Source organism: Paenibacillus xanthanilyticus, assembly GCF_042682185.1.
Taxonomy (GTDB): domain Bacteria; phylum Bacillota; class Bacilli; order Paenibacillales; family Paenibacillaceae; genus Paenibacillus_Z; species Paenibacillus_Z xanthanilyticus.
This window is the reverse complement of record NZ_JBHUHA010000002.1, coordinates 530,167-555,133: the sequence shown is the minus strand read 5'-3', so window position 1 is coordinate 555,133 and position 24,967 is coordinate 530,167. Positions and strand designations below refer to the sequence as shown.

At 58.5% G+C, this 24,967-nt stretch carries 18 protein-coding genes and 1 other annotated feature; of the genes, 15 read left to right on the top strand and 3 right to left on the bottom strand.

Annotated features, from left to right (window positions below; genetic code table 11):
* The first annotated feature begins 13 nt into the window (after positions 1–13).
* The 5 genes from ACFSKT_RS19595 to ACFSKT_RS19575 all read left to right on the top strand — a co-directional run bounded on the left by ACFSKT_RS19595 (position 14) and on the right by ACFSKT_RS19575 (position 6,958).
* Positions 14–901 (top strand): carbohydrate ABC transporter permease, encoded by an 888-nt coding sequence (locus tag ACFSKT_RS19595; protein WP_377718520.1) that lies wholly within the window; start codon positions 14–16, stop codon positions 899–901.
* Positions 902–989: 88 nt separating this feature from the next.
* Positions 990–2,711 (top strand): type 2 periplasmic-binding domain-containing protein, encoded by a 1,722-nt coding sequence (locus ACFSKT_RS19590; protein WP_377718521.1) that lies wholly within the window; start codon positions 990–992, stop codon positions 2,709–2,711.
* A 109-nt stretch (positions 2,712–2,820) separates the two neighbouring features.
* A complete protein-coding gene (locus tag ACFSKT_RS19585) occupies positions 2,821–4,734 on the top strand; it encodes a sensor histidine kinase (RefSeq protein ID WP_377718522.1) in 1,914 nt (637 codons plus the stop codon).
* Positions 4,709–6,259, top strand: a complete 1,551-nt coding sequence (locus ACFSKT_RS19580) for a response regulator (protein ID WP_377718523.1) — start codon at positions 4,709–4,711, stop codon at positions 6,257–6,259. Before ACFSKT_RS19585 ends, ACFSKT_RS19580 begins: the two co-directional genes overlap by 26 nt.
* Before the next feature lie 213 nt (positions 6,260–6,472).
* Positions 6,473–6,958, top strand: a complete 486-nt coding sequence (locus ACFSKT_RS19575; RefSeq protein ID WP_377718524.1) for a VOC family protein — start codon at positions 6,473–6,475, stop codon at positions 6,956–6,958.
* 84 nt (positions 6,959–7,042) lie between these two features.
* Here ACFSKT_RS19575 and ACFSKT_RS19570 read toward each other — a convergent pair whose 3' ends face one another.
* Positions 7,043–8,173, bottom strand: a complete 1,131-nt coding sequence (locus tag ACFSKT_RS19570) for an NADH:flavin oxidoreductase (protein WP_377718525.1) — start codon at positions 8,171–8,173, stop codon at positions 7,043–7,045.
* Between the two features lie 308 nt (positions 8,174–8,481).
* Positions 8,482–8,712 (top strand) — a binding site (T-box leader).
* A 54-nt stretch (positions 8,713–8,766) separates the two neighbouring features.
* Here ACFSKT_RS19570 and tyrS point away from each other — a divergent pair.
* From tyrS to ACFSKT_RS19555, 3 genes are all read left to right on the top strand, one after another.
* Complete coding sequence (tyrS, locus tag ACFSKT_RS19565; RefSeq protein ID WP_377718526.1) at positions 8,767–10,047, top strand: tyrosine--tRNA ligase; 1,281 nt, start codon at positions 8,767–8,769, stop codon at positions 10,045–10,047.
* A 141-nt stretch (positions 10,048–10,188) separates the two neighbouring features.
* Complete coding sequence (locus tag ACFSKT_RS19560) at positions 10,189–10,449, top strand: DUF2164 domain-containing protein (protein ID WP_377718527.1); 261 nt, start codon at positions 10,189–10,191, stop codon at positions 10,447–10,449.
* Positions 10,450–10,503: 54 nt separating this feature from the next.
* Positions 10,504–10,860: a hypothetical protein gene (locus ACFSKT_RS19555; RefSeq protein WP_377718528.1), complete on the top strand. Its 357-nt coding sequence runs from the start codon at positions 10,504–10,506 to the stop codon at positions 10,858–10,860.
* A gap of 85 nt (positions 10,861–10,945) precedes the next feature.
* Here ACFSKT_RS19555 and ACFSKT_RS19550 read toward each other — a convergent pair whose 3' ends face one another.
* Positions 10,946–11,401 (bottom strand): DUF6376 family protein, encoded by a 456-nt coding sequence (locus tag ACFSKT_RS19550; protein ID WP_377718529.1) that lies wholly within the window; start codon positions 11,399–11,401, stop codon positions 10,946–10,948.
* A 281-nt stretch (positions 11,402–11,682) separates the two neighbouring features.
* Between ACFSKT_RS19550 and ACFSKT_RS19545 the strand changes: the two genes are divergently transcribed.
* A complete protein-coding gene (locus tag ACFSKT_RS19545) occupies positions 11,683–14,982 on the top strand; it encodes a DEAD/DEAH box helicase (RefSeq protein WP_377718530.1) in 3,300 nt (1,099 codons plus the stop codon).
* Between the two features lie 163 nt (positions 14,983–15,145).
* Here ACFSKT_RS19545 and ACFSKT_RS19540 read toward each other — a convergent pair whose 3' ends face one another.
* Positions 15,146–16,822: a ribonuclease J gene (locus tag ACFSKT_RS19540; RefSeq protein WP_377718531.1), complete on the bottom strand. Its 1,677-nt coding sequence runs from the start codon at positions 16,820–16,822 to the stop codon at positions 15,146–15,148.
* 149 nt (positions 16,823–16,971) lie between these two features.
* On the opposite strand from ACFSKT_RS19540, the gene ACFSKT_RS19535 reads away from it, so the two are divergent.
* From ACFSKT_RS19535 to ACFSKT_RS19510, 6 genes are all read left to right on the top strand, one after another.
* On the top strand, positions 16,972–17,130 hold the full coding sequence (locus ACFSKT_RS19535) for a hypothetical protein (protein ID WP_377718532.1): 159 nt from the start codon (positions 16,972–16,974) through the stop codon (positions 17,128–17,130).
* Positions 17,131–17,408: 278 nt separating this feature from the next.
* Complete coding sequence (locus ACFSKT_RS19530) at positions 17,409–18,434, top strand: LacI family DNA-binding transcriptional regulator (protein WP_377718533.1); 1,026 nt, start codon at positions 17,409–17,411, stop codon at positions 18,432–18,434.
* The gene (locus ACFSKT_RS19525; protein WP_377718534.1) at positions 18,431–20,716 is read left to right on the top strand and encodes an AraC family transcriptional regulator; all 2,286 of its coding nucleotides are present in this window, start codon (positions 18,431–18,433) and stop codon (positions 20,714–20,716) included. Before ACFSKT_RS19530 ends, ACFSKT_RS19525 begins: the two co-directional genes overlap by 4 nt.
* Before the next feature lie 753 nt (positions 20,717–21,469).
* A complete protein-coding gene (locus ACFSKT_RS19520; RefSeq protein ID WP_377718535.1) occupies positions 21,470–22,390 on the top strand; it encodes an ABC transporter permease in 921 nt (306 codons plus the stop codon).
* Between the two features lie 15 nt (positions 22,391–22,405).
* Complete coding sequence (locus tag ACFSKT_RS19515; protein ID WP_377718536.1) at positions 22,406–23,293, top strand: carbohydrate ABC transporter permease; 888 nt, start codon at positions 22,406–22,408, stop codon at positions 23,291–23,293.
* A gap of 61 nt (positions 23,294–23,354) precedes the next feature.
* Complete coding sequence (locus ACFSKT_RS19510; RefSeq protein ID WP_377718537.1) at positions 23,355–24,944, top strand: ABC transporter substrate-binding protein; 1,590 nt, start codon at positions 23,355–23,357, stop codon at positions 24,942–24,944.
* The last annotated feature ends 23 nt before the right edge of the window (positions 24,945–24,967 follow it).

Here is a 24,967-nt window from a genome sequence, read left to right as displayed (position 1 = left end):
GCGGTGCAGCCCTATGTTCTCTTTCAAACGGCAAACCGTCTCCGAGACGGTGTTCGAAGTCGTTAACGCCATGATCATGCTGCTGATTTGTTTCCTCATGCTCTACCCGATCTGGTATGTCATTATTAATGCCTTCAATGACGGGGAAGACGCGATGCGCGGCGGGATCTACTGGTGGCCGCGGGAATTCAGCTTATCCAGCTTTCATGCGGTCTTCCGCAGCGAAGGCATCATGACGGCGATGGGCATTACGGTCGCCAAGACGCTTATCGGCGTGCCGGTGCACGTGTTCTTCACCGCGATGGTCGCGTATGCCTTCTCCCGCAAGGAGTTGGTCGGCCGCAAGCTGTACATGCTCATCGGCACGATCACCATGTTCTTCGGCGGCGGGCTGATTCCGTACTACCTGCTAATTCGCGACCTGCATTTGCTGGATAATTTCTTGGTATACATTATTCCGGCCGCGTTCAGCTTCTTCGATCTCATCATCTTCCTGTCGTTCTTCCGGGAGATCCCGGCGGGACTGGAGGAGGCGGCGAAGATCGATGGCGCGAACGATTTCAAGATTTTCTACAAAGTGATCCTGTTCGTCTCGCTGCCGGTCGTCGCGACGATCGCCCTGTTCCACGGGGTCTATCAATGGAACGACTACTTCACCGGCATGATCTACATGAACGATCAGAATTTGCAGCCGATCCAGACGTACCTGTACCGGGTCGTGGCGCAATCAAGCTCGAACCAGATGCTTGCGGCTATGCCGAGCGGCGTATCCGTCAGCGTCACGAGTCAATCGCTCAAGCTCGCCACGATGGTGGTGACGACGGCGCCGATCGTCGTGGTCTACCCGTTCCTGCAGAAGTATTTCGTCAAAGGCTTCATGATCGGTTCCATCAAAGGTTAACTACGGTTACGGTTATCAACCCCGCCTAATTCGGCGGGGGTTGCTAATACATTCATTCCACTCATGCATAGAAAAGGGGTTAGTGCAGATGAGCAAAGTGCGCAAAATGATGACATCGCTTACAGCGCTCACCGTCGTCTGTTCGATGGCGTTCACGCTGGCAGCATGCTCCGGCGGGAACAACGGCGGTAACAACAACGCCGGTGGCAAGACGAACAACGGAGCGGCGCCGTCGAACACGGCGGAAGGCGGCAATAACGCAGCGCCGGCGGAGGAGCAGAAGCCGAGCGCGGACACGCCGGGCTGGCAGGGCAACACCGAGCCGATCACCTTCGATTGGTACATGAACTTCTCCTGGTTCAACAAGAAGTGGGGCGGGGACGCGACAGCCGAATACATCACGAAGAAGACGGGGGTCGACATCAATTTCATCGTCCCGGCGGGCAACGAGAATGAGAAGCTGAACACGATGATCGCTTCGGGCAAGCTGCCGGACTTCATCACGCTCGGCTGGTACGAGGAAGGCGTGCGCAAGATGATCAACGGCAAGCTCGTGCTGCCGCTCAACGAATTGGCGGACGAGTACGATCCCTACTTCTTTAAAGTCGCCGATCCTGCTAAACTGGGATGGTACACGCAGCCGGACGGCAACGTGTACGGCTATCCGAACGCGTCCTCGTCGCCGGCGGATTACGAGAAATACGGCTCGAAGTTCACGTCGAACCAGACGTTCGCGGTGCGCAAAGACATGTACGAGGCGCTCGGCAAGCCGGATATGAGCACGCCGGAAGGCTTCCTGAACGCGCTGAAGGCCGCGAAGGAGAAGTTCCCGGACGTGAACGGCCAGCCGCTCATTCCGCTCGGCCTGCATGAGTTCACGGAGACGGGCAACTACTCGCTCGAAGGTTACCTGCAGAACTTCCTGGCGATTCCGCAGCAGAAGGACGGCAAGCTGTACGACCGCCGTCTCGACCCGGAATATATCAGCTGGCTGAAGACGTTCCGCCAAGCGAACGAGATGGGCCTGCTCGCCAAAGATATTTTCATCGACAAGCGTCCGCAGATGGAAGAGAAAATCGCGCAAGGCCGTTACTTCGCGATGCTGTACCAACGTTCCGACTTCGCGACGCAGAATACAGCGCTCTATCAGAAAGACCCGAACATGGTGTACATCGCGGTGAACGGACCGGCCAACTCGAAGAAAGAAGCGCCGACGCTCTCCGGCCCGGGCATCTCCGGCTGGACGCTCACGCTCATCTCGAAAGACGTCAAAGACAAGAAGCGCGCGATTCAATTCCTCAGCTATCTGATCAGCGAAGAGGGCAACCGGGACATGTTCCTCGGCGAGAAAGGCGTCACGTACGACACGATTGACGGCAAAGACCAGTTCAAGCCGGAAGTGCTCGACCTGCTGAACAAAGACCGCACCGGATTCGATCAGAAGTACGGCGCGTCCTACACGTACTGGATGCTGATGGACACGAACATGAACCTGCAATGGGCGCCGCCGTCCGCGGAGCCGGCCAAGAGCATGGAAGAGTGGACGCTCGGCAAGTCGATCAGCATGTCCGAATTCGATAACTTGAACGCGCCGCCGACGTCCGAAGAAGGCATCGCTGATGCTAAGAACGGCCGCACGTGGGGCAAGGCGCTGCCGAAGCTGCTGCTCGCCAAATCCGACGCGGAGTTCGACGAGATCTGGAACGACTACGTCGCGGATCGCACGAAGAACAAGCAGGACAAAGTCGACGCGTACCGTCAGAAGATGTATGAAGAGAACGTGAAGAAGCTGGAAGCGCTGAACAAGTAATACGCGCCTCCTGCATCGCGCAAGGCAACCTTAAGACAGCCTGGAAGCTGCTCCCAGCGAGCGGCCTCCGGGCTATTACTACCTGAAGGGCAAGGAAGGTGTTGGCAGGATGGGGAAGCTTGCCCGGAACGGAAAATTAAGCCTGATGCAGATGGTCGGCCGCATGTCGATTCAGCTGAAGCTGATCCTCTCGTTTATTTGCATTATTTTGATTCCGATCATCCTCGTCTCCTGGTATTTGTTCAACGACGCGTACCGCAAGACGATCGAGGATCTGAAGCGCACGAACCAATTCATGCTCGAGGTCGAGAAATCGAGCGTCGCCGGCAATGTGGCGCTCATGGAGCGGACGGCGCAGCTGGCCATTACGAACAGCACGATTAAGGAATACCTCGGCGCGGCGGAGGAGCTGGAAACCGGCGATTTGTTCGAATTCAAAATGGAGGCGTTCGCGAATTTCCAGCAGTTTTTGTTCAACAATCCGAGCATCGCAGCTATCCGCCTGTACACCGAAAATCCGCACGTCATGGAGATGTATCCGGTCATCTTCCAGGAGCGCCGGATCAAGGATAAGCCGTGGTACGACGAAGTGATCGGGCGGAACCAGATGGTCTGGTGGGATATTAGCAGCAGCCCGAAGGAAGTCGTGAACGACGTGACGGGCGGCACCCAGAACGGGTTGTACGTGTCGCTGCTGCGTGAGACCAATTATGAAGACGGCCGGCATAACGGCGTGCTGGAGGTAAAGATGGAGGCGGGCACCTTCTTCGCGAAGACGTTCAGCAGCATGCAGGACAGCCATTCGCAGATGATCGTCGTCAACCGGGAGGGGCGCGCCTACACGAACGAGCGGGCATTGATCTTCCGCGAGCTGCCATTGAACGAAATTTTGCGCCAGTTTCAGCTTCGCGCATCGGACGTGCCGGATAGCTTCTCCTTCACCTACAAGGGACATCCGTTCTTATGCATCCCCGCCCAGCTGGAAGGACTGGACAGCTATCTGCTGAACGTCGTCTCGCTCAAAGAGCCGCTGGAGCAAGTGAATCAGAACCGGAATACGATTATTTTCGCGACGCTCTTCCTCATCGTCCTGCTGTCGATCAGCTCCTATGTCATGCATTCGCTCATCTTGAAGAAGCTGACGATTTTGCGGGAGTCGATGAAGCAGGTGCGCAAAGGCAATTTTAACGTCGATATCGCGATTACGAGCATGGACGAGGTCGGCGAGCTGGCCTACCATTTTCGCCAAATGCTCAAGAAGATGAACGAGCTGATCGTCGAGGCGGTCGGCCGGCAGGCGGCGACGAAGGAAGCGGAGCTCAACTCGCTCAAGAACCAGATCGACGCTCATTTTCTGTACAACACGCTGGAGAATTTGAAAATGATGGCGGAAATCGAAGGCCAGTACGCCATCTCCGATTCGCTTACGTCGCTCGGCGGCATGATGCGTTACAACCTCCAGTGGACCACCAACCACGTGCGGCTTAAAGACGAGCTGACGCATATCCAGAACTACATCGCGATCATGAATATTCGGTACGACAACCATCTGGAGCTGCATATCGACGTCCCGCCGGCGTACATGGATCAGGAAGTGCTGAAGATGTCGCTGCAGCCGGTCGTCGAGAACGCGGTGAAGCACGGGATGGGCGCGCGGCATGCTTCCCGGGAGAAGCTGGCCATTACCATCAAAGCGTACCAGTTGAACGATTGCTTGGCGATCGAGGTGAGCGATAACGGAGACGGCATCGAAGAGGGCAAGCTGCGGGAAGTGAACCTGATGATTCGGCTGGAGGACGGCGAATACCGGCAGCTGCGCAGCGCGTCCGCGCGCGGCGAGCGTGAAGGAAGCGGGATCGGGCTGCGCAACGTGGACCAGCGTATCGTCATGAATTACGGCAAGCCGCACGGCATTCGGGTCGAGAGCGTGCAAGGCAGTTACACCCGCGTCACGCTGACGCTGCCGTATCTAATCTTAACCGGAGGTGCGACCGCCCATGCGCAAGCTATTGATCGTGGATGACGAGAAGAATATACGCGCCGGCTTGAAGGCGATGATCGAACGCGAATTCCCCGGCGGCTATGACTTCGACTTCGCGGCCGACGGCGAGGAGGCGCTGGCTCGGATCGACGAGGCAGGCGCCGATCTGGTCATTACGGATATCCGGATGCCGGTTATGGACGGCATCGCGCTGATCGACGCGCTCCATGCGCGGACAGCGAGGCCGGACGTTGTTATCTTAAGCGGGCATGACGATTTTCAATACGCCAAGGCGGCCATCCGCTATGAGGTCAAGGAATATTTGCTCAAGCCGATCGTGCGGGAGGAGCTGTTCGGCGTCCTGCGCCGGATGGAGACCGAGCGTCAGCGGAAGGAGACGGCTGCCGGCGCCATACGCGATTCGGCTGCGATGCAGGCGGAATTGGCGGCGACGCAGCTGAACCTGCTGTTCATGGAACAGAACACCAATCCCGCGGACGCCCGCGAGCGGCTGTCGAAGGCGGGCCTGGAATGGCTGGACGAAGGCTTCTATGTCGGCGTCGTCAAGTCGGGAGAGGCGCTGCAGCAGGGCGACCGGGCCAAATGGATTGCCCGCGTCGAGGAGCTGACCTGCTTGAGTGAAGAAGAACAGAGCCTTCGCTTCTACGACAAGGACGGCAAGCTCGTCTTGATCTGCGGCCGCAGCGAGCCGCTGGAGCGGCTTGCGGGTCAATCCCGCCCCCAGAACAGGTTTCACGCCGGCCGGAGCGGACGGTTGACGGGCATGGAGATGGCCAAGACCGGCTACGAGCAAGCGGCGCGGGCGCTGAAGTACAGCTTGCTGCATACCGGCAGCGGCGTCGTGCACTATTCGGATATCGGCGACAAAGAGATCATGGGGAAGCTCCCCCTGCAGGACATTCAGAAAATCGCCAATATGCTCGGCAGCGGCCGGGATGCGGAGATGAACCGGCTGCTGCAGCACGTGCTCGATATCCGGCTCGTCATGCGTTACGACATCAGTTATCTCGAAGGCATCAGCAAGGCGCTCAACGAGCATGTCTTCGACCGCGTCTTCCGCCAGTACGGCGAAGAATCGGTCGATATCCTGAAGCTGCACAAGCAGGTTGGCGACCTCTACAGCTTCGGCCAATTCCACGATTATTACCGCAGCGTGGAGAGTCTGCTGCAATTGCTCAGCGATTACGTCGGCCGGATGCGTCAGGTTCATCACGAGCGCGGCGATCTGCAGCGGGCGATCGACTACATACACGAGCACTATCAGCGCGATCTGAACATGGCGATGGTGTCGAATCATGTGTCGCTCAATTACTCGTATTTTAGCCAGGCGTTCAAGGATTATACCGGCGAGACGTTCGTCAGCTACCTGCGCAAGCTGCGGCTCCAGAAGGCGAAGGAGCTGCTTGCGGGCACGAACTTGAAGGTGTACGAGATCAGCGAGCAGGCGGGCTTCGATAACGTGAAGCATTTTACCCGGGTGTTCCGCGAGACGGAGGGCGTCACGCCGCTTGAATACCGATCCGTCCGCGAGCCTTCGCAGCGGTAAGCGGGCGGATACGAGGCGACTGCTGCATACCGAAGTGTTGGGGCGCGTCGCTTTACCGCAATCGGGAAGAAACATGCCGCGAGCCGCTGTGGTAAAGTCGACGTATAGCTTGCGGGGCCGCGGGCGAGGCTGACTGTCAGGGGCGCTAGTCGCTTGCGGGTCTTCTCCCGCCGGCCAGCGGGCAATTATTGCGCGAGAGAGGTGCCAGGCGGCATGCAAAAAATTACCCCGTTCCTTTGGTATAACGACAATGCGGAAGAAGCCATTCGCCACTACATTTCGATTTTCGAAGGCGGGCGGATCGTGAGCGAAAGCCGGTACGGCGAGCATGGGCCGGGACCGGCAGGCTCGCTCATGTCGGCTACCTTCGAGCTGGAAGGCCAGACGTTCATGGCGCTGAACGGCGGACCGCTTTATGCGTTCACGCCTGCAATCTCGCTCTACGTCGATTGCCAGTCGCAGGACGAGGTCGACCGCTTGTGGGAGAAGCTGCTCGAAGGCGGCGGCGAACCCAGCCGTTGTGGCTGGCTGACCGATCGATTCGGCGTGTCCTGGCAGATTATCCCGCGCAAGCTGGGCCAGCTCCTTCATGGCGGCGACCCGGCGGGTTCGGCGCGCGCCATGCAGGCGATGCTCGGCATGAGCAAGCTGGACGTGGCGGAGCTGCAGCGGGCATACGATGGCGAGACGAAGGAATAGACGCAATATGATGCAAGAGCACCCGAAGGTGCCGCGTGGAACGCGGCTGCCTTCGGGTGCTTGTCGTTTCATTGGACATTCGATTTAATACAGCGTCTTCGTCGCGTCCATCGTGAACGGCACGAGCTCGTCGTTGCGTCCGTCGCGGATCTTGGCGGCCCAGGCCGGATCGGCGAGCAGGGCGCGGCCGACGGCGACCAGGTCGAACTCGTCGCGCGCCAGCCGTTCGAGCAGGCCGTCGATGCGCTCAACGTCCGAGCTCGCGCCTTTGCGGAAGTAATCCATGAAGTCGCCGTCCAAGCCAACGGAACCGACGGAGATGACCGGTTTGCCGGTCAGTTTCTTCGTCCAGCCGGCGAGGTTGAGGTCGGAGCCTTCGAATTCCGGTTCCCAGAACCGGCGGGTCGAGCAGTGGAAGACGTCGACGCCAGCGTCGACCAGCGGCGCGAGAAACTGGCCGAGCTCCTCCGGCGTGGCAGCGAGTTTGGCGGTATAGTCCGAGCTCTTCCACTGCGAAAAGCGAAGCACGATCGGGAAGTCCGGTCCAACGGCCGCGCGGCAGGCGCGAATCACTTCGGCTGCGAACGTCGTGCGCTGGACGAGATCGCCGCCGTAGCGGTCCGAGCGGCGGTTCGTGCGTTCCCAGAAGAACTGGTCGATCAGATAACCGTGCGCCCCGTGCAGCTCGATGCCGTCGAAGCCGATGCGTTTCGCATCGGCCGCCGCTTGCGCGTAGGCGGCAATCAGCGAGCCAATCTCTTCCTCGGAGAGTGGTTCGTTCACGGCGCTGCCTTCCAGATCCAAGCCGGATGGACCGACTGGCGGCGCCTCCGGATTCGGCTGGCTGCCGACCGGGCGCGCCATCCCGACATGCCATAGCTGCGGTATGATGCGTCCGCCGGCCTCATGCACCGCCTGAACGACGTTCGCCCACCCTTGCAGCGCCGCTTCGCCGTGGAAATTCGGCCAGTTCGGACTGGCACCAGCGGCTGGATGATTGATGAGCGTACCTTCCGTCACGATCAGCCCGACGCCGTTCTCCGCGCGGCGGCGGTAATAATCCGCCACGTCTTGGCCGGGAACGCCGTTCGGGGAGAACCCGCGCGTCATCGGCGCCATGACGATCCGATTCGAGAGTTTGAAGCCGGCCGATTCGAAAGGCGCGAACAGCGGAGCGGCGGATACTTCTTGCTTGGCGTTTTCTTGAAGCGACATGACATATTCCTCCTCGCATATGGACCTAACGGAACTGGATAACATTGGCGATTTTCGGTTGCTTCGCTCATCTTCTCACATTTGCTTACGAAAATAAAGTAAGTACGATTCGATGTCGATAAAATGAGTCGATTGACCTAATACGGCGGCGTCCATACTCAGCGGAGAAGATGAGATGGCTCCTGCCGATCGTATGCGAATACTAGGGGGGATGAGGACGGTCCTTATTTTCCGCGCGTTCGCCGCCCTTTGCCAAGGCGGCTATTGACAGGAGGGGTTCGAATTCGGTAAAGTTGTGTCAGCTTGAATATGAAGCTTGGAAGGGAACAAGTAGCGTGAACGAACGCGATCTCAGAGAGCCGGCGGGTGGTGCAAGCCGGTACGCGCGTGAACGCGAATTACATCCCGGAGCTCCATGATCCGAAACTGACCTGCAGGCAGAAGGACATGGCGGCCGCCGACCGTTAACCGGCAAGAGTGGAACGTGCGCCTCGTGCGTATGTTCAATTAGGGTGGTACCGCGATGACTCGTCCCTGTCAATGACAGAGACGGGTCTTTTTTGTTTATTCACACTGGAGATGGAGGGGTTCGCATGACAACGAACATAACGAGCCAAGATTTATTGGAGGATTTGGAATACCGCGGTCTGGTGTACCAAGTGACGGACCGGGAGAACCTGGATAAGAAGCTGAAGAGCGAGCGTGTCACGCTGTACTGCGGCTTCGACCCGACGGCGGACAGCCTGCACATCGGCAGCCTGCTGCCGATTCTGACCCTTCGCCGGTTCCAGCTGGCGGGCCATATCCCGCTGGCGCTGGTCGGCGGCGGCACCGGCCTGATCGGCGATCCGAGCGGACGCTCCTCCGAGCGATCCCTGAACACGGCCGACACGGTAGCAAGCTGGACGGATAGCCTGAAGAACCAGCTGTCGCGCTTCCTTGATTTCGAGAGCACGGACAACTCGGCGAAGCTGGTGAGCAACTACGATTGGATCGCGCCGCTGGACGTCATTACGTTCCTGCGCGACGTGGGCAAGAACTTCACCGTCAACTACATGCTCGCGAAGGATTCGGTCGATTCGCGTCTGGCCAACGGCATCTCCTTCACGGAGTTCAGCTACATGATCCTGCAGGCGTACGACTTCCACAAGCTGCATGCGGAGCAGAATTGCTCGCTTCAGCTGGGCGGCAGCGACCAATGGGGCAACATTACGGCCGGGCTGGACCTGATCGGCAAAATGGGCGGGGGCGACGCGTTCGGCCTGACGATGCCGCTCGTGACGAAGAGCGACGGCAAGAAGTTCGGCAAGTCCGAATCCGGCGCGGTCTGGCTCGACCGGAGCAAGACGAGCGCGTACCAGTTCTACCAGTTCTGGATCAATACGGACGACAGCGACGTCATTAAATTCCTGAAATACTTCACGTTCCTCACGCGCGAGCAGATCGGGGCGCTCGAAGCCGAGCTGGCGGCGCATCCGGAGAAACGCGCGGCGCAGCGCGAGCTGGCCCGCGAAGTGACGCGCATCGTGCACGGCGGCGAGGCGGTGGAGAGCGCGGAGAAAATCACGCAGGCGCTGTTCTCCGGCGACGTGACGAAGCTGAGCGAGGCCGAGCTCGTCGAGGCGCTGTCCGACATGCCGACGACCGTCATTAGCGGCGGCGAGGCGCGCGGCCTGATCGACCTGCTGATCGAGAGCGGCGCGGCGCCGTCCCGCCGTCAAGCGAAGCAGGATATCGAGAGCGGCGCGGTATCCGTCAACGGCGAGAAGCTGACGAGCATCGACGCGCAGATCGGCGACGACCACAAGCTGCACGGGAAGTACGCGGTCATCAAGCGCGGCAAGAAGAATTACTACCTGGCGAAATTCGAATAGTGAGTAACGACTGACGCTCGTGTGCGGCAAGCAGCGAATGGGCGGCGGCGGACAACGAGACATGGAATGGCGTGCGAATTGAACTTCAATTTGGCACGCCATTATTTTTAACCGTCCAATAACCTATGGGGAGGAACGCCTATGAAACCGCTCAAAATGCCGCAGGATCAGAAGCTGGTCTTGGCCGAAAAGGTCCAATCGTACGTGTACGACGAATTCGACAAGGAAATCGGTCAGTTAGCCGCCGAAAATCTCGTCGAATTCATGCTGAAAGAATTAACGCCTTACATCTATAACCAAGCGCTTGGCGACGCCAGAGCGGTCATCCGCGACAAGGTGGCTTCGCTCGAGGAGGAGCTGTATGCGATCGAGAAGCCGATGACGGACGCGCGGAGGCGTTAATGGCTGGTCGAGGATGGGTAGTGGGCGAAGCGATGATAGGAGGCAGGTGACAAAATGAAAATAATAATAAAGAATCCTCCTAGATTTCAGCCTTTAAGAATTCCTTCATGCTGGGAGGTATCCTACAATTCGTTTTTAGAACTCGACCCTAAGGAATTAGGAGCTGAAAAGAACGAAAGGTGGTTCTGCTTTACCGAAGATTTATTGCAGCTCCAACATACTAGATACGATATTGTTTTAGATGTGGGTTGGTACCCAGAGGCAGATCCAAGTGGCCATTATGGATTGGTACTAATCAAAGGTCGTGATTGGCAATCTCCACTTGTCTCATTCAGTACGAACGATAAGGCAGAAATAGTAGAAAAAATTGAATTATTAACTTGGCAAGTTGGGGAAGGATATTTCAATTAAATTACTAACATGGGTATATGCAGGATATGTAGAATAAAGAAAAAACCTTCATCCCGCCATGTGGTGGAATGAAGGTTTTTCGTATTTACTGCCCTAACTGACTAAGCTGTCCAAGCGTATCGGTGATGTTGCCAAGCGTCTGAATAATCGGCGACTGCTGGAGCGCTTCGAGGTCGATGACGTTGTTTTGGATTTGCTCCAAATACGTGTTGACCTGCGTCAGCAGCGTTTCGTTGTAACCGACCAGCGTCTGGTGAACGTCCTCGGCGAAGCCGGGGGCCGTTAGTTCATTGAACTGCGTAATATCGGTCTTCATTGTCTCGAACGACTGCTGCAGGCTGTCGCGCGCGGCGGGGTCGAGCAGCGCTTGCTCGGCCAGCGTCGGCAGGTTGTTCGCGAATTCGGTCGCGTTATTGACATAGGACGTCGCCTCATTGACATAATCCAGGGAACTGTTCACGGTATCGAGTACCGAACATCCGGCGGTGAAGATGACGCTGAAGACGAGGAGCAGCAGGAGTAGAGGTCGTTTTAATTTCATTGGTGGATGGCCTCCATTCGTTTATTTAACCTTACCCCTTACTACTCCGCAGGATGCGGGAAGGTTCCGGTTTTTTCGGCAAGCAGCGCGGATGCCGGCGGTTTAGATGTCTCTTGAACCCGTCGTGGCCGAAAACTAACGCCTCCGTGCAGCCGCAAATGAAGGCACGGGCGCTTCAACGAACCTGGCACATCCTGCCGTCCACTTTCCGCGGGCGCGCGTCATCTGCTATGATAAGAACAAATGATCGTTTTTACGCCAAAGGGGAAAGGAAACACGCCATGGCTTTTCAATATACGGATGACGACGTCAGGCTGCTGTGCGGCCGGTTCGCGTTCGAGGAGGGCGAAGCGATTCGGCGGGCGGGCGGGGTGACCGTGCTAAGGTTCGATCCCGTCGAGCCGTTCTGCGAAGCGAACGTTCGCACGCACAAAGATTGGATCGTCGGCGTCTCGCTCGACCGGCGCGGCGATATCGCGGCCTCCTGCAGCTGTCCGGACTTCGATCCGGAGGACAAATATTGCGAGCACGTCGCCGCAATGATGCTTCATCTGCTGGACGAACCGGACATCCCGGCCGAAGCGCTGCGCGCCAGAGGCGGGACGGCGGGCGATGCTCAGCTGACGAGCGGCATTCTGGAGCTGTTCCGGCACAAGCCGCGCGCCACCACCGGGACCGCGCTCGTCGTGCGGGACACGCGGGAGCCGGTCGAAGCCGAGTTCACCTGCGTCATTTTCTCGTCCGGTTACCGCAACTACCGCATCGGCCTCGAGCTGAAGGTGGGAGCGGGCAAGCGGTTGTATGTCGTGCCGGATATCGGCTTGTTCCTGGACGCGATCGCGCTGCGCGCGGTGCAGCAGTTCTCGAAGAGCTTCGCCTACGATCCCGCTCGGCACCGGTTCAAGCCCGAGGATGACGCGGTGCTGACGGAGCTTCGGCGGATCATCGCCAATGAAGCGCTGTATCGGGAGCAGAGCGCGACGGCCGCCGCTACCGCCAAACAGCGAAGCAAGCAATCGAGCCGCATGGTGCTTGTTCCGCCCGCCGATTGGGAGATCGTCCTGCCGCTGCTGGCATCCTGCGAATCCGTGGTGATCGATCGGGATGGCGAGTTTTCGGCTGGGCTTCAGCTCAGCGACGAGCAGCCGCCGATTCGCTTCGCATTCGCCGAGCAAGAAGATGCGGGTTTCCTGCTGGAGGCGCACGGTCTGGACGAGGTCGTCGTGCTCCCCGATTACGGCATGGTGCTCGCCGAAGGGAAGATGCATAAGCTTCCGCTTGATGCCTGCAAGCAGCTGGCCGAACTGAAGAACATGCTGGATGCCTCGCGCAAACGTCAGGTCGCGATTGCGCCCGCGCACATCGAGCCGTTCATGGAGAAGGTCGTGCCCGGTCTCATGAAGATCGGCCAGGTGCATGTCGCGCGCAGCGTGACGGAGCGGATCGTGCAGACGCCGCTCGTCGCCAAGCTGTACCTCGACCGGATTCGCGATCGGCTGCTGGCGGAGCTCGAGTTCGTCTACGGGGATATTGTGTTCAACCCGCTGGCAGGTCTTGCCGAACATCCGGGCGAGCAGCAGCGGATCCTGCTTCGCGACGGCGACAAGGAGAACCAAATTCTCGATCTCATGGACCAGAGCGGCTTCGTGAAGACGGAGCTCGGCTATTTCATGCATGAAGAGGAAGCCGAATACGAGTTTCTCCACCACGTCGTGCCGAAGCTCGAGAAGCTGCTGCGGGTATACGCGACGGCCGCGGTCAAGACGCGCGTGTTCGTCCCGAACGCGCCTCCGGGCATCCGGGCCGAGGTGGATGAACGGACGGATTGGCTGGAATTCAAATTCGAGCTGACCGGCATCTCCGACGGCGAAATCCGCAACGTATTGAAGGCGGTCGTGGAGAGACGGCGGTATCATCGCCTGCCGGACGGGGCGCTCCTTCCGCTGGAGGGCCGGGAGTACGAGGACATTCTTCGCTTCATGAACGATATGGGCATTAGCAAAACCGAGCTGACCCGCGCGCAGATTCGCGTGCCCGTCGCCCGCGCGCTTCATCTGACAGATAGCGGGGAATACGGCCGAGCCGTCACGCTCGGCAAGTCGTTCCGCCAGCTGCTGGCGCATATCCGCAACCCCGACCACTTGGAGTTCGAATTGCCGCCGAGCCTCGATCCGATCCTGCGGGATTATCAGAAGTACGGCTTCCAATGGATGCGTACGTTGGCGCATTACCGCTTCGGCGGTATTCTGGCGGACGACATGGGCCTTGGCAAAACGGTCCAGAGCATCGCGTACCTGCTCTCGATGCTGCCGGAGATCCGCGAGCATGGGCAGCCCGCGCTCATCATCGCGCCGGCGTCGCTCATGTATAACTGGCTGAGCGAGTTGAACAAGTTCGCGCCGGACATTCGGGCGCTCATCGCGGATGGCACGCGAGCGGAGCGAGGCGGCAAGCTGGGCAACCTGGCCGGCGTCGATGCGGTCATCACGTCGTACCCGCTTATCCGCCGAGACCTCGCGTTGTACGTCGGCACCGCGTTTCACACCGTCATTCTGGACGAAGCGCAGTTCGTGAAGAACTTCACGACCCAGACGGCGCAGGCGGTCAAGTCGCTGCAGGCGAAGCATCGCTTCGCGCTGACCGGAACGCCGCTCGAGAACGCGGTGGAAGAGCTATGGTCGGTATTCGGCGCCGTCTTCCCGGACTTGTTCCCTACCCGCAAGGCATTCACCGAGCTGTCCCGCGAGAGCGTCGCGCGCCGCGCAAGGCCGTTCCTGCTGCGCCGGTTGAAGACGGATGTGCTGAAGGAGCTGCCGGAGAAGATCGAGTCGCTGCATTCGTCCCAATTACTGCCGGAGCAGAAGAAGCTCTACGTCTCGTATCTGGCCAAGCTGAGGGCGGAGACCGCGAAGCATCTCGACGACAACCGGGGCTTCCAGCAGCATCGGATCAAGATATTGGCCGGCATCACCCGGCTCCGACAAATTTGCTGCCACCCGGCGCTGTTCGTCGAAGGGTACGCGGGCAGCTCGGCGAAGTTCGAGCAGCTGCTCGCGATCGTGGATGAGTGCCGCAGCACGGGCAAGCGGATGCTCATTTTCTCGCAGTTTACCGAGATGCTCGGGCTGATTGCCAAGGACCTCGTGAAGGAAGGCATCCCGTATTTCTATCTGGACGGGAGCACGAAGGCGTCCGAGCGGGTGGAGCTGTGCAACCGGTTCAACGACGGGGAGCGGGACGTGTTCCTCGCCTCGCTCAAAGCCGGCGGCACGGGGCTCAATCTGACCGGAGCCGACACCGTCGTGCTGTACGACCTGTGGTGGAATCCCGCGGTCGAGCAGCAGGCGATGGACCGGGCGCACCGGATCGGCCAGACGAAGATCGTGCAGGTGATCCGGCTCGTCTCCCACGGGACCGTGGAGGACAAGATGTACGATCTCCAGCAGCGGAAGCGGAGCTTGATCGACTCGATCATTCAACCGGGCGAGGAACAGCTATCCGCGCTGAGCGAAGCGGATATTCGCGAGATTCTGGCGATCGGCGCGGAAGAACGGGAGCTGGAGGCGGAAGCGAGGCCATAAGAGGAGGCGCGTGTAAGGAGTTTTTTTTCGGGCCAACGTCGCCTCGAACATGAGACTGAGCGAAGCGGCGTTGGATTGGGAATGCACGCCAATAGAGAAGGACCTTGCGGCTTAAGCGGCCGTAAGGTCCTTTTCGAGTTTTTCTATAGCCAGCGGGTGCTTCTCAAACCTCCATTATAATCGGCAGAATCATCGGCCGCCGCTTCGTCTGGGCATAGAGGAATTTACCGATCGCGTCCTTGATCCCCGTCTTCATCGCGTTCCACTGGCCGGCATGCTCAGTCTTCATCTGATTCAGCGTAGCGACCGCAATCCGTCCGGCTTCTTCCAGCAAGCCCTCGGATTCCCGGACGTAGACGAAGCCGCGGGAGATCAGATCCGGTCCGGAGAGCACGCTGCCGTCGGTCTTGCTCAGCGTCACGACGACGATGAGCAGGCCGTCCTCGGACAGCAGCTTGCGGTCGCGCAGGACGATATTGCCGACATCGCCGATGCCAAGGCCGTCGACGAGCGTGCTGCCAGCAGGCAGTTTGCCCGCCTTGCGCGCCGAACCGGCCGAGAATTCCACGACATCGCCATTGCCCACGAGGAAAATATTCGCCGGCTCTACGCCGACCTGCTCCGCCAGTTGACCGTGCAAATAGAGCATCCGGTATTCGCCGTGAATCGGAATGAAGTAACGCGGCTTCATCAAGGTGAGCATCAGCTTCAGCTCTTCCTGGCTCGCATGGCCGGAGACGTGCATGCCGGTGACGGAGCCCGAGCCGTAGATGACCTTGGCGCCGAGCTGGTACAGATGGTCGACGATGCGCGAGACGTTCCGTTCATTACCCGGTATCGGCGTTGCCGATAGGATGACGGTGTCGCCGGCTTCGACGGACAACTGGCGATAGTCAGAGCGGGAGAGACGGGACAGTGCGGCCATCGGCTCGCCCTGGCTGCCCGTGCAGAGCACGGCGATCTGATGCGGCGCGTAGCGGTGCGTATCGCCGGGTTCGATCAGGATGCCGTCGGGCACGTTCAAATAACCGAGCTCGGCCGCGATGGTTACGACGTTGATCATGCTCCGGCCGAGCAGCACGAGGCGCCGGTTCGTCTTGTGCGTCGCGTCGATGACCTGCTGGAGCCGGTGCACGTTCGAGGCGAAGGTGGCGATGAATACTTTTTGCCGCGCCTTGAAGAACGCTTCCTCGATCGATTCGCCGACGAGTCGCTCGGAAGGGGTGAAGCCCGGACGTTCGGCATTCGTGCTCTCGGAGAGCAGAGCCAGCACCCCGCTTTGGCCGATCTCGGCCATTTTGTGCAAATCCGCATACTGCTGGTTCACCGGCGTGAGATCAAACTTGAAGTCTCCGGTATGGACCACGCGGCCTTCCGGCGTATCGAAGACGACGCCGAGGCAATCGGGAATGCTGTGATTCGTCTTGAAGAACGATACGATGATTTGGCCGAGCTTCACGCTCGACTTGGAGTCGACCGGGATCCGCTTCGTGCTGCCGAGCAGGCCATGCTCCCGAAGCTTGCCTTCAATGAGGCCGAGCGTCAGCCGAGAAGCATAGACCGGCATGTTCAGCTGCTTCAGGATGTACGGGATGCCGCCGATATGGTCTTCGTGACCGTGTGTGACGATCAGGCCGCGAATGTTGTCCCGGTTGTCCAGCAGATACGTAATATCCGGGACGATCAAATCAATGCCGAGCAGGCTTTCGTCCGGGAACTTGGAGCCGCAATCGACGACGATGATATCTTTGCCGTATTGGATCACATACATGTTCTTGCCGATTTCTTGCACGCCGCCTAGGGCGAAGATCGACAAGGTAGGTTCATTCGATGGTTGCATGTCTGGCGCCTCCGTTCATGGATTCATATAAATTAAGGATGCACGTTTTCCAGCCAATTTATAAAATGGATATTCGCGCATAACAAATTCTTCCGCGGCGCACCTTATTCGGGTCGAACGCCAAACGCCGCGAAAGGAGGATGGGAAGCATGCCGCATCAGAAAGAAGTGGAGACCGACGGCGATCCGAACACGCTGTACGAAGATTTGAGCGCCCATGAACGCACCGGTTTTTTCGTCAGCGAAGTCGATGCCGAGGACCAGGTGCCGGACCAAACGCACGTTGAAATGGCCAATCCGAATGCCTGATCGGACAAGAGGGCGGAGAAGACGGGGGAGATAGAGATATGCCGCTGTCTTTTCCGTGCGCCCGCCGTTTGGAAGCAGGATGCCATTTCTTACGATTTACCCGCCCGTCCGAAGCCTCAACCGACCGGCATCCAGGTAAGGCAGGTCCCCGATCTGAAGCCTTTGCGAGGATGATAGAGATCATTACTACCCCGCACGCCACCTATTCCAAAAATCATTGTAAACGATTACAGTACGCTCTATAATAGGGTTATCCTAGAAATGGAGCGATCTTATCCATGAAAGAACCAACGATAATGGACGTTGCGCGTCAGGCCGGCGTCTCCGTGGCGACGGTATCGCGCGTCTTGAACGGCAGTACGTTAGTGAACGCTTCCACGCAAGAGAAGGTGATGGAGGTGATCCGCACGATGCACTATACGCCGAACGCGATCGGCAAGCAGCTGCGTTCCCAGAAGACGATGACGATTGCCGTCGTCGTGCCGGACATCAGCATTACCTATTGCGTCGAGATCATCAAAGGCATCGAGAATACGGCGAATCCGCTTCACTATAAAATCATCATATGCGACGCGCAGAACAAACCGGAGAAGGAGCGGGAGTTCATGACGCTGCTCGTCAGCCGGACGGTCGATGCGCTTATTCTGGTCACGCCGAGCCAGACGGACGCCGAGCTGGCGGCTTATGCCGACAACGGCTATGCGCTAGGCGTCATCGGCCGCGACGCGGGCCATGACGCGATTCCGTGCGCGCTCACGGACAATGTGAAGCTGACCCGTCAGGTCATGAGCCATCTGATCGCGCAAGGTCATACCCGCATCGCCTTCATGAGCGGCTTCGCCACCGCGATCGACAGCTATGAGCGGCTGGAGGGCTACATGAAGGGACTGCAGGAGGCACGGCTGCCGTTCGTGCCGGAGCTGGTCGACAATGGCGATTTCACGGAAGAGGGCGGATACGAGGCATTCATGCGGCTGCGCGATCGCAATACGGGCATGACGGCGGTATTTGCGGCGAACGACGAGATGGCGCTCGGCGTGCACAAGGCTTGCGGCGAGCTGGGCATTCCCATCCCCGAGGGGATGGCCATCGTCGGCGTGGATAATAGCAGAATCACGAATTACGTCCGCCCGCCGATCAGCTCCGTGGAGCAGCCGCTGCAGACGATGGGCGTGCTGTTGGCCGGCAAGCTGATCGATCAGATGAACGCCAACGAGCAGGCCGGCCAGCGCGTCTTTAAGATCGATTCGAAGCTGATCGTCAAAGGCTCATCGCTCAAGGAGGCAGAGGAGGGACACGGATGAAGCGCGCGGGTGCGGACAACCGCTACTACGGCAAGTTTTTTTTGGCGATGACCGTGTCGATCGTCTTGACGATCGCGGTATTGTCGGTCATCCTGTACGTTCATTTCGAGCGGATCTCGCTTAAGCAAGCCTATGACGGCACGATGGAACGGCTGGAGCAGACGACGCAGGAAGCATCTGTCATGTCGGTCACCGCGGCGACGTTCGCCAAGCAAATCTACAGCGATCCTCACGTCGCCAACCTGCTTAATTTCCCGGATGCCGACGCGATCGAGGTGAGCACGGCGGTCAAGCAGCTGAACAATTACCGCGAGACGTCTCCGTTTATCGACTCCATCTACGTGTACAACGCGAAGGCGCGCACGTTCTATGTCAGCTCGGACATGTCCGTGCCGGCGGTATTCGCCGAAGACGAGTTCTATGATCAGGAGATGGCCGACATGGTGACGCGGCTGAACGAGTTCGAGACGCTCATGCCGATTCCGCGCAAGCTGATGATTGAAGGGCTGGCCGGCAATATTGCCGAGAAGCAGCGGGATACGTACACGTTCCTGCTGTACGATACGCTCACGCGCAGCGGTCGGAAGAACGTCGTCGTGGTCAACATCAAGGAGACGCAGCTGCACAAGCTGATCGACGGCTCGCTGACGAACGACGCGACGAATTCCTTCGTGATCGACGCTGCCGGGAAGTTGGTCTCCAGCAGCTGGAAATATCCGATGCTGTCGGACATGCGATCGACGCCATACATAAGCCGCGTACTCGAAGCGCCGGAGGGAACCGGTTATTTCGCCGAGCAGGTGGACGGGGTCAAATCGCTCGTCACCTATACCGAGCCGGATTATTTGGGCTGGCGTTATATCCGCATCGTCCCTTATCGCCAGATTACCGCGCAAATTACGGATATGCGCAACAAGACGATCGTCATCGCGGGTTCGATCCTGCTGGCCGGTCTGGCGCTTTCCTATTTTGTCTCGCGTCGTCTGTACGCCGGAATAAGCCATAAGCTGACGCGATTGGGCAAGCTGGAGGCGGAGAACCGGGAGGCGCTCGCCGCCCGAAGATCGGAGTGGTTGAAGAGTTTGCTGAAGGACGGCGGCGACACGGACGGGCTGCGGGTGAAGCGGAACTTCGAGCGATATGGCATTCCCTTGGAGCCGCAGGGCGACTTCCGTGTTGTGCTGCTCGCGATCGACGACTACGGCGGGTTCTCGGAGCAGTACACCGCGCGCGACCGCAGGCTGATACGTTTCGGGCTGCAAAATATTGCGCAGGAAATAATGCTCGCTTCCGGATTGTCCGCCGTTGCGGTCGATGTGAGCGAAGATCATGCGGCATGCCTCATTCAAGAACGGCAGCCGGGAGCGATGGACGAGGGCCGATTATCCGAGATTTGGCCGGAAATCCAAGCATCGGCACGTGCCTTCCTGAAGTTGTCCATCACGCTGACCGTCAGCGGCAGAGGGGAAGGCATCGCGGTCGTTAACGCGCTGTACGACAGCGCGCTGGAGGCTACGTATTACCGATTGTTCGAAGGGGATGGAGCGGTCATTCGCGCGGCCGACGTCGAGGCGAAGAAAGCGAAAACGTACGACTATCCGGCCGGCAAGGAAAAGCAGCTGCTCGAAGAGCTCATGCTCGGCCGGATGACGCAGGTGAAGCAGCTGTTCGCGGACATCATCGACGATGCGACGAACTACTCCTATATGTCCTTCCAGCTCGCCATTACCCGTCTGTCGTTCGCGCTGCAAAACACGCTGCGCGCCATGAACCAGCATCATGCGGCGGATGGCGAGCTTGCCGTACCGTCCCTGCATCTATATACGAATGACCGGGTGCAGTCGCTGGACGAATTGAAGGGCAACTATATGACGCTGTTCGCGGCCGTCGGTCAACGGCTCGAAGCTCGCAAGCGGGGCCGGAACGACGATCTTCCGGACCGGATCAAGGCGCTGATCGAATCCCGTTACGCCGATCCGGATTTGTCGCTCGACATGCTGTCGGAGGAGCTGGGGCTGTCGGCGACGTACCTCGGTCGCGTTTTCAAGCAGCATACGTATCAGACGATTCTGGGCTACATTAGCGAAGTGCGGATGAACCGGGTCAGATCGCTGCTCGAGGAGACGAACGATCCCGTAGGCGAGATCGCCGAGCGGGCAGGCTTTGCCAATAACCCGTACTTCTATAAAGCGTTCAAAAAGGTTAACGGCGTCACGCCGGCGGAATACCGGAAGAACAGAAGGCAGCGGCAGGAGGAGGACGAGGACGCGATTCTGGCGTAGGCGGCAATCGCGGGCTTCGGGCACCTCGATGGCCGGTCAATACGCTGCGATTCAGTTGCCCGACGCCGTTTGTGCGCGCGTTATATTTTCCTTCCGATCAGTCCTTGCCGCCGCGGCAAGGACTTTCTTTGTATTTGGGGCTTGTAAATAAAGTAAAGCATGTCCGCGCCAGATGACGAAAGCGAAGGTCAGCACGCAGAAGGACCACTGTTCAAACGAACATGAGACCACCCCAAGGCTAAACGTTCCGTGCGAAGCTCGAACAACAGCCTGTCCGGTAGGACTAGCGGGCTCTCCTCGAAAGGACACATCGAAGCCGGCCGCGCACCGAGTCACGCTCATTAGCGGTGTGCTATCAACCCTCTGTTTCCCCTCCAAAGAGGAGAAGAGGGAAGGAGGCGAAGGGGAAAACCGACTGAAGCTTTGTCCGCAAGGACAAGAGCGTGCCCAATCGAAGCAGCCCGCCAACCGCGAACAAACGAGTCATCACGAAAAAGGGGAGTCCAGAGGGCGAAGTCCTATGGTTCCCCTCGGCGGAGGGGGAAGGGGGAGGTAATTAGTGACCCTGTTCGCAAAAGGATAGCCGCCATTTCGCGTCAAAAGTGAACGATGTCGCGGATGATCAGTTGTTGCGGAGGTCGGCGCTCTCTAATATGGGCATTGCAGGCGAGAACGCTTCCGAACTTCCAGGCAGACCGCCGGATTCGCGAAGATCGTCCGCGAAATATGCACAAGAAGGAGGGCCACATCGACATGACCGGAAAACATGGCCTGATGCGCGAGCTAAACCGCAATAAAACGTTGTTTCTTATGATCGCGCCGACGCTGATCTTCTTCATCGTCTTCAGCTATGTCCCGATGGTCGGCATCTATTACGCGTTCACGAAGTTCGATTTCGAGGGGGGCTTGTTCGGCAGCGAGTTCATCGGGTTCGAGAATTTCAGATTTCTATTCGAATCCGGCTTGCTGTGGAATTTGACCAAAAACACGGTGCTCTACAACTTGGCGTTCCTGATTATTGGCAACGTCATGCAGTTGGTCTGCGCGATTTTCCTGTCGCAATTGCCTGGCAAGCTGTTCAAGAAATCGGCGCAGTCCGTGATGTTCCTGCCGTACTTTCTATCGTGGGTACTGGTCGGCGCGTTCGTCTTTAATCTCTTCTCGGACCTCGGCGTCGTGAACACGGTGCTGAAGCAGATGGGCATGCAGCCGTACGACTTCTACATCCAGACCGCGCCGTGGAAGTACATCATCGTCTTCTTCAGCGTCTGGAAAGGGCTCGGCTACGGCACCGTCATCTACTTGGCGGCGATCATGAGCATCTCCGACGAGCTGTATGAGGCGGCGAGAATCGATGGGGCGAACATCTTCCAGCAGATCCGCCGCATCACGCTGCCGCTGCTCAAGCCGACGTTCATCCTGCTCATTCTGTTCAGTCTCGGCGGCATTCTGAAGGGACAGTTCGATCTGTTCTATCAAATTATCGGCAGCAACGGCATGCTCTACGACGCGACGGACATTATCGATACGTACGTGTTCCGCTCGCTCACCGTCAACTTCGATATCGGGATGGGCACGGCGGCCGGCTTGTACCAATCGTTCTTCGGCTTCATTCTCATTATGTCGGTCAACTATATCATCAAGAAAACGCGCGAAGATTACGCGTTGTTCTAGAAGGGGGAACGCTCTATGCGGATGAAAGCCGAACCGGCCACGCGGGTGTTCAACCTTGTCGGCTACGCGCTGCTCATCGTCATTTCGCTGCTGTGCCTCATCCCGTTCTGGCTGATCGTCGCCGGATCGTTCACGGATGAGCTGGAGATCGTCTCGGACGGCTTCAAGCTGTTCCCGAATACGGTCTCGTTCGAGGCGTACAAATCCGTCTTCCAGACGCCGGAGCAAATAATCCGAGCTTACGGCGTGACGATCGGCGTGACGGCTGTCGGCTCGGCGCTCGGCCTGCTGCTGACGTCGATGGCGGGGTACGTGCTGTCGCGCAAAGATTTTGTTTACCGCAATTCGCTCTCGTTCTTCATCTACTTCACGACGCTGTTCAGCGGCGGGCTTATTCCGTGGTACATCATGATGACCAAATATCTCGGGCTGAAGGACAGCTACTGGGCGATGATACTGCCGCCGCTCATCAGCGCGTGGAACATCATCTTGATGAAGAACTTCATGAAGTCGATCCCCGATTCGATCATCGAGTCGGCCAAGATTGACGGGGCGGGCGACTTCCGCATCTATCGCCAGCTGATTATGCCGCTATCCACGCCTGGTCTAGCCACGATCGGCTTGTTCCTCGCGCTCGGCTATTGGAACGACTGGTTCAACGCGAACGTGTTCATTACCGACGACGGCAAATATCCGCTGCAATTCCTGCTGTACAAAATTTTATCCAGCGCGGCGGTACTGCAGACCGACAACGGCGCTTATCTCGCCGCGAACATCGTGCCGCCGACGGAGACGCTCAAGATGGCGGTGGCGGTCGTCGCGACGGGACCGATCATCCTGCTCTATCCGTTCGTGCAGCGGTATTTCGTGAAAGGGCTGACGATCGGCGCGGTGAAAGGGTAAGCAAGTGGCGAGCGAGGACTTCATTTTACGGGTTATACGAGAAAAGGGAGGCGTCAAAGAGATGAGCATGAAACAAAAACGGGCATCGCTCTTCGTCGTGCTGACGATGCTGACGAGCTTGCTGGCCGCATGCGGCGGCAACAACAATAACGGGGGGAGTGCGCCGGCACCTTCGAACGACGGAGCGACTTCAAATAACGGAGCGGCTGTAAGCGGCGAGGCGGCGGACGGGGAGAAGAAGCTCGAGAAGGTCGAGCTGACGTGGTACCTGCTTGGGGATGCGCACAAGGATCAGGACAAAGTCGTCGCCGAGTTCAACAAAATGCTGTCCAAAGATCTGAACGCGACGATCAAGCTGAACTTCACGACGTGGAACGACTGGCAGACCAAATACAACCTGCTGCTCACCTCCGGCGAGAAGGTGGACATGATCTTCGCCTCCAGCTGGTCGGATTACTATAAGCTCGCGAAGCAGGGCGCGTTCCTGGATCTGAAAGACCTGCTGCCGCAATATGCGCCTACCACGTGGGGCAATGTGCCGAAGCAGGATTGGGAGTCCGTCACGGTCGCCGGCGGCATCTATGCGGTGCCGAACACGAACGCGGAATATACGCCGGACGGCTTCGTCTACCGTGAAGACTGGCGCAAAGAGCTGGGTCTGCCGGAGTTCACCGACGTCAATTCGATCGAAGCGTACCTCGATGCGGTGAAGACGCAGAAGAAGGTGACGCCGATCAACGGCGCGGCGTATGAGAACGTGCAGCGGCTGTTCCGCACGTGGTACGACTTTCAGCCGATCGGCTCGGACGTCATCGGCGCGACGAGCTACGACGCACCGCGCGATATTCAGATCATTCCGTTCACGGCGCAGTTCGAAGAGTGGGTGAAACGGATGAAGACGTGGGCGGACAAAGGCTACTGGAACAAGAACGCCCTGTCCTCCAAGCAGGAAGCCGGCGACTTCATCAAGACCGGTCAAGGCGCATACTACTGGCGCAATCCGTCCAGCGCGGGCGGCTTTATTAACGAGATTACGGCCAAGCAGCTGAAGATGGAGATCGGCTACTTCCCGTTCACGCGTTTCCACAATTACGTCATCCCGACGCTGCCGATCGCCAACGGCATGGCCATTCCGAAGAGCTCGAAGAACCCGGAGCGCTCGCTCATGGTGCTCGATAAGCTGCGCAACGATCCGGCGTACTTCAATCTGCTCACCTACGGGATCGAAGGCACGCACTGGGCGAAGGGCGAAGACGACAAGACGATCGTCATCCCGGCGCCGGGCGTCGATCTGAATAAGACACCTCGCTATGACATTGCCAGCTGGGGCTGGCGCTATGAGCCGAACATGAAGGGCGAGAAGGGCGGCTGGGCTGGCCTCGACAAGCTGAAAGAAGAGTTCAAGCCGATCAGCAAGCCGGATATTTTCGGCCCGATCTACATGGACTACGAGCCGGTCAAAGCCGAGCTCGCCGCAGTCAACCAAGTGTTCGAGCAATACGGCAAGCCGCTCATGCTGGGCCTGACGAGCAACGTCGACGCGTCGCTCAAGACGTACCGCGATAAGCTGAAGGCCGCGGGCATCGAGAAGGTGCTCGAGTATGTGAAGACGGAAGCGAACACGTATTTCGACGAGAAGGGCATTCAGTAGTAAAGGTAGTGCAAAGAATGAGC